This is a genomic window from Rhodococcus sp. NPDC056516 (assembly GCF_042794655.1).
Taxonomy (GTDB): Bacteria; Actinomycetota; Actinomycetes; order Mycobacteriales; family Mycobacteriaceae; genus Rhodococcus_F.
This window is the reverse complement of the sequence record NZ_JBHTTG010000003.1, coordinates 688,034-700,664: the sequence shown is the minus strand read 5'-3', so window position 1 is coordinate 700,664 and position 12,631 is coordinate 688,034. Positions and strand designations below refer to the sequence as shown.

Here is a 12,631-nt window from a genome sequence, read left to right as displayed (position 1 = left end):
CTCTTACGCTCCCGCGACGAATCCGCGGACTGATTCCGCAATGAGTTGAACCGCGATAGCGGCGAGCAGAAGACCCGCGATGCGTGCCAGCAGGCTGATGCCGCCCTCGCCCAGTATCCGGATCAGTGCCGTCGAGAACCGCAGGACCACGAACAGCACGAGGTGAATGGACAAAATCGCCAACGCGATCGCCAGATACGACGCCGCTTCACCGTCGGCCTGGGCGACAAAGACTATGACGGCTGCAATCGCACCGGGACCGGCCATCATCGGCGTTCCCAATGGAACGAGTGCGACGTTGACGTCGTCGGCTCCCTGCGGACGGTTGGAGGCCTTGCCGGTCAGCAGTTCGAGTGCGATGAGAAGCAGGAGTAGTCCGCCGGCGCCCTGCAACGCCGGAATGCCGATGTGGAGGTAGTTGAGAATCGCCTGACCACCGATGGCAAAGACCGAGATGACCGCAAGCGAGACGGCCGGGGCCTGCCATGCCGCCCGATTGCGATCTTCACGGCTCTTGCGGCCGACCAGTGACAAGAACACCGGAATGACTCCGGGTGGATCCATGATCACGAACAGCGTGATGAACACGGTGAGGTAGAGCGTGGTGTCGAGCATCAGCGCCCCAGTACCTCCACGCCGGTGGCGGCAGAGACGAGTTTGTCGAACTCGGCCTCATCCGTGAGCTCGTCGCCGAGTCCGATCGTCTTGTTCTCACCGTGATAATCCGAGGATCCGGTGACTGCCAGTCCGAGGTCGCCGGCCAGGCGCCTCAAGACGTCGCGATCGTCGCTGCGATGGTCCGGGTGATCGACTTCGAGACCCCCGAGACCCAGCGCCGCCAGATCACGGATGTGGTCGAGTGCAAGCAGTCCGCCGCGCGACCGCGCCCGTCCGTGCGCAAGGACGGTCACTCCCCCAGCCGCTGCCACCAGTTCGACGGCGTACTCGAGCGGAGTGTCGTACTTGGGCACGTCGTATCGCCCGCGACTGGACAACAGGTCGGAGAAGGCTTCGCTGATGCTCGACACCACGCCGGCTCGCATCAGGGCCGCTGCGACGTGCGGGCGTCCGACGGACGGACCGGCGTCGGCGAGGATCTGATCGGGATCGACGGGCAGACCGTCACGCGCCATCATCGTCGTCATCACGCGGATGCGTTCGACGCGTTCGGCGCGCAGTCGCTCACGTTCTTTGGCGAATTCGGGGTGCGTCGGATCGAACAGGTACGCCAGCAGATGAACAGCCACGGGCCAACCGCGCTCACCTCGACCTTCGCACGACATCTCCATCCCACGAACCAGGGCGACGCCGGCCGGTAAGGCGTGCGCGGCCTCTGCCCAGCCTGAAGTCGTGTCGTGATCGGTGATGGCGACGACGTCGAGTCCGGCGTCGGCTGCGGCACGCATGAGGGCAGCCGGGGTATCGGTGCCGTCCGATGCGTTGGAGTGGGTGTGAAGGTCTATTCGCACTGTTCCAGTGTGTCAGCAATCGGCAACTTCATCGCGCTCCGGTGGGCGAGCCGGAAGCTGACGTACGATTACGCCGCAGCGGCAGCGCAATTCGATCAGGTGTCGCTGCAGTGCCGTTCCCCTGCCGTTCCACTGCATTACAGACCGAGAAGGAGCGAGCGTGCCAACGATGCCGTCACTGCCGAATTGGTCGAACGGCAAATCGACGCAAGCTGATGCGCCCAAGATCCCCGTTCCTGCTGCACGCGCGATCGTCGACTGCGCGGTTTACGTGGACGGCGTGCGGTTACCGGGCAAGTACACGCACCGCGCCGCGTTGGCCGAGGTTCGTAGTCGCGACAACGCGTTCGTCTGGGTGGGAATGCATGCACCCGACGAAGGTCAGATGCAAGATGTCGCAGCAACTTTCGGACTGCACGAGCTGATGGTCGAGGACGCCGTTCATGCACACGAGCGTCCGAAACTCGAACGCTACGACGACGTCATGTTCCTGGTGCTGCGCACGGTCGTCTACGTTCCGCACGAGTCCGTGGCCACGGCGAGCGAGATCGTCGAAACCGGTGAGATCATGGTGTTCGTCGGTCCCGACTTCGTGGTGACCGTCCGCCACGGGGATCACTCCGAACTGGCGAGCGTGCGCAAGTCACTCGAGCAGAATCCCGAGCGCCTCACCATGGGCCCGTTCGCGGTGTTGCACGCGATTACCGACCACGTCGTCGACAGCTATCTCTCCGTCATTCAGCTGGTCGAACAGGACGTCGACAGCATGGAAGAGTTGGTATTCAACCCGCGAAACACCGTTGCGGTCGAGCACATCTACCTGCTCAAACGTGAAATCGTGGAACTACGACGCTCGGTCACTCCACTCGGATTGCCACTGCTCCAACTCACCCAGCCCGCGGGCGGTCTCGTCCCGAAGGAGATCCGCCGGTACTTCCGTGACGTCCGCGATCACCACACGATCGTGTCCGAACGCATCTCGGAATACGACGAGGTGTTGAGCTCTCTGGTCGATGCCGCGCTGGCGAAGATCGCGGTGCAGCAGAACACCGACATGCGCAAGATCTCCGCGTGGGTCGCCATCGCCGCCGTGCCGACCGGCGTTGCCGGAATTTACGGAATGAACTTCGAGAACATGCCGGAACTCGGCTACAAATACGGCTATCAGTCCATCCTGTTTCTCATCGCTTCGGTATGCGTCGGCTTGTTCTTTCTCTTCCGTCGCAACAACTGGCTGTGAACAACTCCTTCTGACTCCCTGTACTTGCCACCGTCGCAGGCGGACAATGGATATGGGTACGCATTTTCATTCCGTTCCCGAAATCCATTTTGCGACAAGCAAATTCAGGCCCAAGGAGTAGTGGAGGAACAACCATGCCTACAGTCGAGCAATCCGTAGAGATCGCGTTGCCACCCAAAGACGTCTGGGAGTACCTGTCCGTCGCCGAGAATTGGCCCAACTGGGAAAACTCGATGGTCGAATGCAAACAGATCACCGACGGCCCGATGGGCGTGGGAAGCCGCTGGCACGGCGTCTCGCGAATTCTGGGCAAGCGTCTCGAGTGGACATCCGAATTCACCGAGTACGACGCACCGAGATCGTCGAAATCGACGTCCGTCGAAAGTCCGGTCAGCTTCTCGCAAACCACAACCTGCGAAGAAGTCGGTGACGGCACTCGGGTCACCTACCGACTCGACAGCGAAAGCGGACTCGGCGGTGTATTCGGCAAGATGGCCGACCCGATCGTCACGAAAGCATTTTCACGGACGGTTCGGGTAAGTCTCGAGAACTTGGCAGACATCCTCGTGCACGCCGAATGATCTGACGGACGAAGCGCCAGCGCAGCTAGAGCGAGGCGGCGGAACGGTGCGGATCGCGGATGTCGATCCCCGCCTCGGTCCACGCTTCCCGCAGCGCCTCTGCGCCGCGCAGACGCACCCAGGCGGCTTCGGTACCGGTGAGGGGGACCACGCCGAGGAAGCGCACCGGATCGAACGGCTCCGGCAGCGTCAGGTCTTCGATCCCGCTGTCACCGAGAAGCACCGCCGTGAACGCGGTGTCCTTCCAGAGCGGCTCGCCCAGGTCCAGCAGCGCGTCTTCGAGCAGCACGACGCCTTCGACGGAGGGTGCGGCAGCCAGCACAGCGAGAGTCCTGGCCACACCCGACGCGATACCCGTTCCTCCGCGCAGGGTGAGCACCAACTCGGCGCGGGGTCCGCGCGTGGGGTCTGCGACCAGTTCGTTGGGGTCGCCCATCGGATGACGCGAGCAACCGAGGGTGATGTAGCGGACCAGGCCGTCGGGTGATTCGAAACGCAGCACGTCCAGCGGTTCGACGCCCAGGAACGTCACCGAGGCAGCGGCGGGCTCCGGCCCCTCGATGCTGCTGACGAGATGGGCCCGGACGGAAGATACGACGCTGTCTGACACTCGTCCATCTAAACACCGTGCCCTCGAGGTTCGCAGCGCAGATACCTCGCGCTGGCGGTAGCGTCGTCGAAATGGTCTCCGTTCTTGCTGTCAGCGACGAGACCGTCGAATACCTGTGGAGCAGTCAGGTTCGTTCACTCGGCGTCGACGTGATCCTCGGTGCGGGCGATCTGCCGTTCGCCTATCTGGAGTACCTGTCGGATCAACTGAACGCACCTTGCGTGTTCGTTCCCGGAAACCACGACGTCGATCTGTCCGGATACTCGAACAAGAGATCGGGTTGGATGCGGGCGGGCATGCCCGCGCAGTGGCCAGGGCCCACCGGCGCGGTCAACGCCGACGGACGCATCGTGACCGTCGCCGGTCTGCGGATCGCGGGCCTCGGCGGTTCCATCCGATACAACACCGGCCCCAATCAGTGGTCCGAGCGCCAGCAGAGCCGACGCGCTCGCTCGCTCACCTGGCGAAACGCCTGGCAATCGCGGCTTTCCGGCAGCCGGGCGGGCGTGGATGTGCTGCTCACCCACAGCCCCGCCCGTGGCGTCGGCGACGCCGAGGATCGACCACATCGAGGGTTCGAATGCTTCACGCCGTTGATTCACAACCTCGATCCGACGGTCATGATTCACGGACACATCCATCCGCACGGGCGAACACCTCTCGATCTGGAGGTGGGCCGGACTATCGTGCTCAATACCGTCGGCTTCACGCTGATGGAGATTTCCCCAGGTACTCCGCCGACGATCGTGAGGCGCCGACATGGCTCGTGACACCGGTTTTCCCACAGCCGACGCGGAAAACGACTTTGCTCGTCAGCGTCGACGCGCCGACGTGGCACGTCTGGTCAGTTGGCTACGACGCGAACCGGACGACGTCAACGCGATCCTGCCGTTCGACGAGGTTGTCGCCGCTCTCGGCAAGGTCGGCGAGAAGTCTCTGGGTCTGCAGGTCGTCACCATCGAATCGATCGTCGGAAGTGTCGACCGCACAGGCGATTTCGACAGGTACTTCCGGCCGACGTCAACTCACTCTCGTGCGCGTTGGGAGCGGCTTGCCGTGGCACAACGACGCGGCGAATCGGTTCCACCTGTGCAGCTGTACCGCGTCGGCTCCATGCACTTCGTGATCGACGGACACCACCGAGTGTCCATCGCGTGTGCGATGCACCAGAAAACCATCGACGCGTACGTCACCGAGATCATCACGCGTATCTCACCGGAAGGCATCACTCAGCGCGCCGACCTGCTCATCAAGGACCATCGCCGCCTCTTCCTCACCCGCGTTCCGCTGCAGGGCTCTCAACGCGAAGCCGTACAAGTCACGGACCCGTGGGAGTACGCCGAACTCAGTGAGTGCGTGGAGGCCTGGGGTTTTCGCCTCATGCAGGAGAAGGGTGAGTTTCTCGGCCGGGACACCGTCGCCCGCCGCTGGTTCGGTGAGGAGTTTCTCCCCGTCGTGCGAATGCTGCGGGGCGCCGACATGTTGCCCGAGCACACCGATGCCGAGGCATATCTGTGGATTGCACGCGAGCGGTACCGGTTGGTGCGGCGCCACATGTGGAACGACGAGATCGTGGCCGAACTGCGCGATCGAGCACCCCGAAAGCACAAGCCCGCTACGTAGATACAGTGAAGTGAACCTCGCGGTTCGGGATCTTCGGGTGCATGAACTTCAGCAACGAACGCGCTTCTTTCTCGATGGACACGAGGGCGGTCTTCGGTTGCTGCGCAAACAGAGTCGCACCCAACTCGACCGTCTCCTTTGCCGGCGTCACCGTCGCATATCCCACCACCTTCCCGCGCACCAGGATGGCGGGCTTGATGATTCCGTTCACGGTGAAGACGCGAGTTCGGTACTGCTCGTCCATGATTCGAGAGCGGTCGGCGTGCGAGAGCAAGATGTTGTCGAACGGTGCGAGTATGCGAACCGGGGGTGTTCCCGAGGTCGGTCGTGGCGCGTCCGGCAGGTCGAACACCTCGGCCCCATTCTCGTTGACAAAGGTGACCAAGCCGGGTCGTAGCCGCTCGAATACTTCGGCGAGTCTGGTCAGACCCGACCACGCTTGGGCGTCCTTCACGCTCGCGGGGCCGAACGCGGCCAGGTAACGCAGCACCAGTGTGTCGGGCACCGGAATCGAATCCACTTCTGCGCTCAGCCAATTCTCCAACGTCGTCAGCGCCGGTGCGCCGGATTGTCCCCACAACCCTCGCGGTGGAACCTGCACCATCGGCAACAGTCCGCGAACTCCATGTGCCAACCCTTCTGGCGCGTGGCCGGGAAAACGCTCCGCCAGTAGAGGCCTCATCTGCATTTGGGTAAGCGGCCCGTCCGCTACCAGGTCCCGTCCCGCCTGCGCGAGAGCGTCGAGATCCAACCCGGTGAGCGCCGCACGCTGAGTGCTGTTGGTGTGGAGATCGCGTTCCATGATCGTCTGAACCGTGGCCCGGAAGGGGCCCGCATCTACGGCCGAGAGAGCAAAAACCGTGCCCCGCATGGCAACCAGCCGCACCACCTGGCGCTTCTCTACAAGGGTGGAGAGGTCTTCTGCCGCAAAGTTCTTCAGCCGCGCCCACAGTGCCAGATAGGGAGGCGTCGGCGCTTGCGCTTGCAGACCTGTCAGGTGCTCGATCGCATCCAAGGCGCTGACCTCGGCGCGCCGCAGGAGGAGTTGCCTCGCCAGTGTCGCCAGGTTGAGCTCGCGATCGGTGATCAGCGTCATCGACAATTCCTCAGCGATCGTGGTCGAATTCGGTGACGATCTGGAACGGTATCTCGACTCGCGCGAGGGTTCCGGACTCTTCACCCAGCCCGACCGAGAACGAGCCGCCCGCGGCAACCGCCCGCAGCTCGTGCGAGAGCAGCCCTATGTGGCCGGCAGCTCGTCGTTCGGCAATCCGATCGGCGCTGATCCCCCGACCGTCGTCCGAGACCACCAGCACCGCATGGTGGTCCAGTCGTGCGAGCTCGATCCGAACACTGTGCGCACCGGCATGTTTGACGACGTTGGCCAGCAGCTCTCGTGCGGCGCCGAACAGAACGTCGTCCGCAGACGTGCGCAGATCGTCGTTCCAGCCCGAAGTGTCGACGTCGACCACTACTCCGCCGCGGCCCTGCGCCGATCGCGCGAGGTCCCCGATTGCGCGGGCAAGACCCACGTGAACAAGGACAGTGGGATGCAACTCCGAGACGGAGGATCTCAGCAGCGTTGTGGCTTCACCGAGCGCTTTCGCGGCACGCGCCAAGGCGACAGGTTCCGCACTGTCGGCCAATTCGTCGAGATCCATCCGCGCCGCTAGGACGTACTGCAGCGCCCCGTCGTGTAATTGCTCCGACAGTTCCGTGCGCTCACGCTGCTCGAGCCCCATGAGCTCGGCCAGAAGACTCGTTCGATGGCCGACGAGTTGTCCGATGGTCAGCACGCGTGATCGTTGAATCCGAGTCAATCCGACGGCGCCGGCGCCCACTCCGACCAATGCCATGGTGCTCAACAGAATCGATGGCCACGGCTCGGAGTTCGAAGTCATCGTTGCCCAACTGGAAACAAAGAACACACCGATCGTGCAGGCCACGACGCCGACACACACGTCGGTTCGCAGTTGTGTACACGCCAGAACCGGAATGACGAAGAGCCCGTTGCTCAAGATGTCGGCGGTCCAACTCTGCTCGGCGGCGAGACCGGTCAGGAGCGTCAGAGTTGCGAGCACAGCAAGGTCGACGAACAACCCGAGCCAGATCATCGTCACCGGGCCGGTGCCGCCCCTGCGGATCCACAAAGCCACCGCTGCCGACCAGAGGGCGTACGCGCCCAGGATGGCAAAACACCATCCCGCGTCGTTCATGGGCGGGACGAATATCAATGTCAGGGCGATGAACAGCACCAGAGCGCCGCGCACCGCCAACTGGAGGTACGCACCACGGTATGCATGTTCGCGCAGTATCCGTTCGAGGTCCGGGCCGCCGGGCAGGTGTTCGGTTCGTACCGAGGATCCGTTCATGTGTCCTCCTGTGCCACCCATCCCAGTTCCCTGTGAATGAGCTTCGCACACGAGATTTCACAATCAACCCGCAATACCGTGAATGGCAGGTTCACCCCCCACACAGCTATTTCAGGAGAGAGCATGATTCGGACCCGAGCAGGTAAGCGTCGCATCGCCACTCGATTTGCCGTCGCCGGCGCCCTGGCCGCCGCACCGATAGCAGTGGTGACCGGGACAGCACAAGCCGCCCCGGCCACGACCCATCACGAACAGTTCGGCCTGCTGATCCCCCTGCCCGAGCCGACCGACGCCGCGCCCGGCCCGGAACAGGTACCGCTCCCCTGGGCCGCGACGTATTCGGTCACCTTGCCCGGGTAGAGGTTCACAGCAGCAGATTGGCTCCCGTACCGCCGTCGAACACCGCGATCTTGGCGGGGTCGAACCAGAGATCGATCGACCTGCCCTGGGACACCGTTGACTCGGACGAGAGCCTGGCAACCAGTTGACCGCCACCAGCGACAGCTGTTCCCGAATCTGCGGCGAGTTCCTCGAGTTCACGAGAATTGACGGCAGGACCACCGGCAAGGAAATACGCGTACTTGTCCGAACCCATCGACTCCAACACGTCGACGTCGACAGTGAACGTCCCGCCGTGCGGCGCCTGCGCGGCATCGACCAGTGCGACATCCTCGAAATGTTCCGGCCTGATCCCGACCACCACGTCTTTACCCGATCCACTGCCCGAAATCTTCGACTGCGCCGCCGCTGGTAGGCGAACGTCACCGATCGGCGTGCTCACACCCTCGGCAGTCAACTGCCCGGGGAAGAAGTTCATGGACGGGGACCCGATGAACCCCGCCACGAACAGATTGTTCGGACGGTCGTAAAGCTCCTGCGGCGCACCGATCTGTTGCACAATGCCGCCGCGCAGCACGACCACCCGATCGCCGAGCGTCATCGCCTCGGTCTGGTCGTGGGTCACGTAAATCGTTGTCGTACCGAGTCGCTGCTGTAGGCGGGCGATCTCCGTCCTCATCTGCACGCGCAGTTTGGCGTCCAGGTTGGAAAGCGGCTCGTCCATGAGAAACGCCTTCGGGCTGCGCACGATTGCGCGTCCCATCGCGACACGCTGACGCTGACCACCCGACAGGTTCGCCGGTTTGCGATCGAGATGCTGGGTGAGGTCCAGTACCCGCGCTGCGTCGTCGACCTTGGCATTGATCTCGTCCTTGGACATCTTCGCCAATGTCAGTGGGAACGCGATGTTCTGGCGCACCGTCATGTGCGGATACAGCGCATACGACTGGAACACCATCGCGATGTCGCGGTCCTTGGGGGCGCGTTCGTTGACACGCTCACCCGCAATCCTCAGCTCACCGGTCGAAATGTCTTCCAGCCCGGCAATCATGTTGAGGGTCGTGGATTTTCCACAACCGGACGGGCCCACGAGAATGATGAATTCTCCGTCGGCGATGGTGATGTCGACATCACTGACCGCCTTGGCTCCGTCCGGGTACAGCTTGGTCACCTTGTCCAGCACGATCTCGGCCACAGGCTTATCCCTTCACTGCGCCGGAAGTAAGCCCGGCCACGATACGACGTTGGAAGAACAGAACAAAGATGATGATCGGAATAGTGATGACCATTGCGGCCGCGGCGATGGACCCGGTGGGCTCCTCGAATTGTGAAGCGCCGGTGAAGTTCGCGATGGCCGCAGGGGCGGTGATGGAGCGTTCGGTCGACGTCAGCGAAATCGCGAACAACAGATCGTTCCAGCAGAAGATGAACACCAGAATGCCCGCGGTGACGATGCCGGGCGCGGCGAGCGGAGCTACCACCTTCCGGAACGCCTGCCCGGGCGTCGCGCCGTCCATCTGCGCCGCCTTCTCGAGCTCCCACGGGATCTCCTTGAAGAACGCCGAGAGTGTGTAGATCGCCAACGGCAACGCAAAGGTGATGTACGGCAGGATGAGTCCAGCCCAGGTGTCGAAAAGTCCGAGCCGTCGTTCGATGTCGAACAGCGGGCTCACCAACGAAATCTGCGGGAACATCGCGATCAGCAGGGCAACGGCCACGAGCAGCTTCTTGCCCGGAAAATCCAGGCGGGCGATGGCGTACGCCGCCATCGTTCCGATCACCACGGCGATGACCGTCGAGATGAGTCCGATGCCGATGGAGTTGATCAGCGCACTGGTGAAGGCGCTGGTGTCGAAGATCCCTCGGTAATTGTCCAGGGTCCACTTCTCCGGAATGAACTTGCCGTCCTTGATGGTTCCGGCAGGTTTGAAGGACAGGCTGGCGATCCACAGAACAGGAACCAACGCGTACAGCAAGACCAGAAGGTTGACCACGGACCAGCTGATCTTGAGTCTGGGAGTCACGGTCATGTCAGCGTCCTTCCGTATCGGATCCGGGAGCCGAGGCACCGAAAAGTTTGATGAAGACGAACGCGATCAGGGCGACACACACGAAGATCAGCACACTGATCGCCGATCCGATGCCCAGGTTGAACGCCTTGAACAGGTTGTCGTAACCCAGGATCGACACCGACCCGGTGTCGTTCGCTCCCTTTGTCAGCACGTAGATGTTGTCGAAGATGCGGAACGCGTCGAGCGTGCGGAAGAGCAGTGCGACGAGGATGGCGGGCTTCATCAGCGGAAGGATGATGCGTACCAAGCGAGTCCACGCCCCGGCGCCGTCGACCTGAGCCGCCTTGAGGAGGTCGTCCGGAACCAAAGCCAACCCGGCGAGCAGGAGCAGCGCCATGAACGGCGTTGTCTTCCACACCTCGGCAAGGACGATGATCGCGAGCGACGGGATCTGGTCGGTGAGCGGTGCACTGCCGTCGGGCAGCAGGTTGGCGAGGTAACCGGTACCCGGCGTCCACGCGTAGTACCAGCTGTACGCCGCAGCGACGGTGACGATGCCGTACGGGATGAGCACTACAGTGCGGACGAGGCCCTTACCCACGATCGTCCGGTGCATCACCAGCGCGATGGTCAGGCCCAGGACGAACTCGATGACGACCGAGACGACGGTGATCGATGTCGTCACGGCAAACGCCTGCCACCAGTATCCGTCGGTCAGCACCGATACGTAATTGTCGAACCATACGAACTTTCGTTGGTCCGGGAAGCGCAGGTCGTACCTCTGCAAACTCAGCCACACTGCGTAGACCACGGGATACGCGGTCACTGCGATCATGAGTATCGCGGCCGGCGCCACCAGCCAGAGACCGAGTCGACGCTCGGCCGCCTTTCCGTCCGACATCTTCGACTTCTCGGTGTGCTTCGGCTCCGGCGAGGGGTCGGCGACTGCCGTTGCAGCTCCGGAGTTTTCGCTGTCGATCGTCACGGAATCAGCCCCTCGGAATTGACTGCCTTGCGTACCTGCTCGGCAAGATCGTTCACGGTCGATTCCGGATCGATGTTTCCCACAGGGTTGAGCGTGGCAGTGATGAGCGTCGAAATACTCTGATAGGCAGGAGAAACGGGACGAACCGACGCGGTGTCCAAGCTGTCGCGAACCTCACGCCACGCCGGGTACGCCTCCTGGAACGCCGGGTCGTCGTACAGGCTCTCGAGCGTCGGCGGGACGCCACCGGCGACGGCGTTGTTGCGCTGATTCTCCTCGTTGCGCAGGCAGGTGAGCGCTTCGAAAGCGAGGTCCGGATGCTGACTGGTCTTGGCCACGGCTACGTTGAATCCGCCGATCGTGACCTCGGCCGGTTTGCCTTCGATCACCGAAGGATAAGGAGCGGCAAGGAAATTCCGTTCTCCGTTCACCGTCAGCACCGTATTTCCGGTGTTTTGGCTGGTGACGTTGCCCTTGTCGTCGATGTACGGAAGATCGCCCTTCTCAGCGTTCTCCATGATGCCGGGAAGCACGAACGGCCAATTGACCTGGAAGGCGGACTTACCGCTCTCCATTCCCAGGCGCGACGACGCTTCGTCCCCCTGCGAAATCGAGGGATCCGCGCCCTTCGCGGTGGCGACGCGCTTCATGACGGTGAGTGCCTGTTGGGCAGCATCACCGTCGGCGACCGTCACCGTGGTTCCGTCCGGCCCCACCACTGATCCACCCGCACTGGCGAGAAGCGTGTTGAACCAAACCATCAATCCTTCGTACTGCTTGCCCTGCACGCCGATCCAGCTGGGTCGTCCCTCCGCAGCCAGACCTTCGGAGATGTCGATCATCTGATCCCAGGTTTGGGGCGGTTGGCCGTCCGGCATCAAATCCTTTCGATACCAGAGCAATTGGGTGTTGGTGTTCAGCGGCGCCGCGTAGAGCTGGTCCTGCCACTTGGCCGATTGCAGCGGGCCCTCGAGAGTCCCGTCGCTCACCTCGGCCGCGACGTCGGAAGGAAGCGGCAATGCCCAACCGGCTTCGGCGAATTCGGCGGTCCACACCACGTCGAGCGTCATCAGATCGAGTGACTTGTCGTTGCCGGTCAGACGCCGGGCCAATTGAAGTCGCTGGTCGTCAGCACCCTTGGGCAGAGTTTTCTGCTCGACCCGGTACGCGCCGTTCGAAGCCGCCGAACAATTGGCGGCGGCTTCCGCATACTGCTCGGCGCCGTCGGCGGCGGTGTAGAAGGACAGCACCACCCCGTCGTGGCTGTCTGATCCACACGCACTGAGCAAGGGCGCCAACAACAAGGTTGCCGCGCCGAGCAGCCCCACCCTGTATTTCTTTTTCTGCCCCGCCCGCGATCTCTTGTTCTGCACAGCCGTCCTCCTCGGGCGGCGAGACGG

The 12,631-nt window shown here is 62.8% G+C and carries 14 protein-coding genes; 5 read left to right on the top strand and 9 right to left on the bottom strand.

The features are described 5' to 3' along the window. Positions 1 to 3: 3 nt before the first annotated feature. Entirely contained in the window at positions 4 to 618 is a 615-nt protein-coding gene (locus ACFQ6Y_RS12640) for a MarC family protein (protein ID WP_164490628.1), read from the bottom strand. Beyond that, entirely contained in the window at positions 615 to 1,469 is an 855-nt protein-coding gene (locus tag ACFQ6Y_RS12635; protein ID WP_230817411.1) for a PHP domain-containing protein, read from the bottom strand. The genes ACFQ6Y_RS12640 and ACFQ6Y_RS12635 overlap by 4 nt, the downstream gene beginning before the upstream one ends. Positions 1,470 to 1,638: 169 nt before the next feature. Here ACFQ6Y_RS12635 and ACFQ6Y_RS12630 point away from each other — a divergent pair, with 169 nt between their 5' ends. Both ACFQ6Y_RS12630 and ACFQ6Y_RS12625 read left to right on the top strand, forming a co-directional pair. Continuing rightward, on the top strand, positions 1,639 to 2,709 hold the full coding sequence (locus tag ACFQ6Y_RS12630) for a magnesium and cobalt transport protein CorA (RefSeq protein ID WP_003945070.1): 1,071 nt from the start codon (positions 1,639 to 1,641) through the stop codon (positions 2,707 to 2,709). A gap of 134 nt (positions 2,710 to 2,843) precedes the next feature. Next, positions 2,844 to 3,290 carry an SRPBCC family protein gene (locus ACFQ6Y_RS12625; RefSeq protein WP_378632657.1) on the top strand — a complete coding sequence of 149 codons (447 nt, stop codon included), beginning with the start codon at positions 2,844 to 2,846 and terminating at the stop codon, positions 3,288 to 3,290. Between the two features lie 25 nt (positions 3,291 to 3,315). Here ACFQ6Y_RS12625 and ACFQ6Y_RS12620 read toward each other — a convergent pair whose 3' ends face one another. Then, the gene (locus ACFQ6Y_RS12620; protein ID WP_219466400.1) at positions 3,316 to 3,900 is read right to left on the bottom strand and encodes a suppressor of fused domain protein; all 585 of its coding nucleotides are present in this window, start codon (positions 3,898 to 3,900) and stop codon (positions 3,316 to 3,318) included. A gap of 71 nt (positions 3,901 to 3,971) precedes the next feature. On the opposite strand from ACFQ6Y_RS12620, the gene ACFQ6Y_RS12615 reads away from it, so the two are divergent. Both ACFQ6Y_RS12615 and ACFQ6Y_RS12610 read left to right on the top strand, forming a co-directional pair. Further along, complete coding sequence (locus ACFQ6Y_RS12615; RefSeq protein ID WP_378632652.1) at positions 3,972 to 4,670, top strand: metallophosphoesterase; 699 nt, start codon at positions 3,972 to 3,974, stop codon at positions 4,668 to 4,670. Further along, positions 4,660 to 5,523 carry a hypothetical protein gene (locus ACFQ6Y_RS12610; RefSeq protein ID WP_003945080.1) on the top strand — a complete coding sequence of 288 codons (864 nt, stop codon included), beginning with the start codon at positions 4,660 to 4,662 and terminating at the stop codon, positions 5,521 to 5,523. Before ACFQ6Y_RS12615 ends, ACFQ6Y_RS12610 begins: the two co-directional genes overlap by 11 nt. Here the strand turns inward: ACFQ6Y_RS12610 and ACFQ6Y_RS12605 are convergent. Next, a complete protein-coding gene (locus ACFQ6Y_RS12605; protein ID WP_378632648.1) occupies positions 5,516 to 6,619 on the bottom strand; it encodes a winged helix DNA-binding domain-containing protein in 1,104 nt (367 codons plus the stop codon). The genes ACFQ6Y_RS12610 and ACFQ6Y_RS12605 overlap by 8 nt on opposite strands. Before the next feature lie 10 nt (positions 6,620 to 6,629). Then, entirely contained in the window at positions 6,630 to 7,895 is a 1,266-nt protein-coding gene (locus tag ACFQ6Y_RS12600) for a sensor histidine kinase (protein WP_378632643.1), read from the bottom strand. Between the two features lie 123 nt (positions 7,896 to 8,018). On the opposite strand from ACFQ6Y_RS12600, the gene ACFQ6Y_RS12595 reads away from it, so the two are divergent. Then, positions 8,019 to 8,255 (top strand): hypothetical protein, encoded by a 237-nt coding sequence (locus tag ACFQ6Y_RS12595; protein ID WP_378632638.1) that lies wholly within the window; start codon positions 8,019 to 8,021, stop codon positions 8,253 to 8,255. A gap of 4 nt (positions 8,256 to 8,259) precedes the next feature. On the opposite strand, the gene ACFQ6Y_RS12590 is transcribed toward ACFQ6Y_RS12595, so the two are convergent. The 4 genes from ACFQ6Y_RS12590 to ACFQ6Y_RS12575 all read right to left on the bottom strand — a co-directional run bounded on the left by ACFQ6Y_RS12590 (position 8,260) and on the right by ACFQ6Y_RS12575 (position 12,604). Continuing rightward, positions 8,260 to 9,429: an ABC transporter ATP-binding protein gene (locus ACFQ6Y_RS12590; RefSeq protein ID WP_378539199.1), complete on the bottom strand. Its 1,170-nt coding sequence runs from the start codon at positions 9,427 to 9,429 to the stop codon at positions 8,260 to 8,262. Positions 9,430 to 9,433: 4 nt separating this feature from the next. Then, a complete protein-coding gene (locus ACFQ6Y_RS12585) occupies positions 9,434 to 10,264 on the bottom strand; it encodes a carbohydrate ABC transporter permease (RefSeq protein ID WP_003945075.1) in 831 nt (276 codons plus the stop codon). A gap of 1 nt (position 10,265) precedes the next feature. Then, the gene (locus tag ACFQ6Y_RS12580) at positions 10,266 to 11,147 is read right to left on the bottom strand and encodes a carbohydrate ABC transporter permease (RefSeq protein WP_172436712.1); all 882 of its coding nucleotides are present in this window, start codon (positions 11,145 to 11,147) and stop codon (positions 10,266 to 10,268) included. An 80-nt stretch (positions 11,148 to 11,227) separates the two neighbouring features. Further along, complete coding sequence (locus tag ACFQ6Y_RS12575; RefSeq protein WP_378632635.1) at positions 11,228 to 12,604, bottom strand: ABC transporter substrate-binding protein; 1,377 nt, start codon at positions 12,602 to 12,604, stop codon at positions 11,228 to 11,230. Between the last annotated feature and the right edge of the window lie 27 nt (positions 12,605 to 12,631).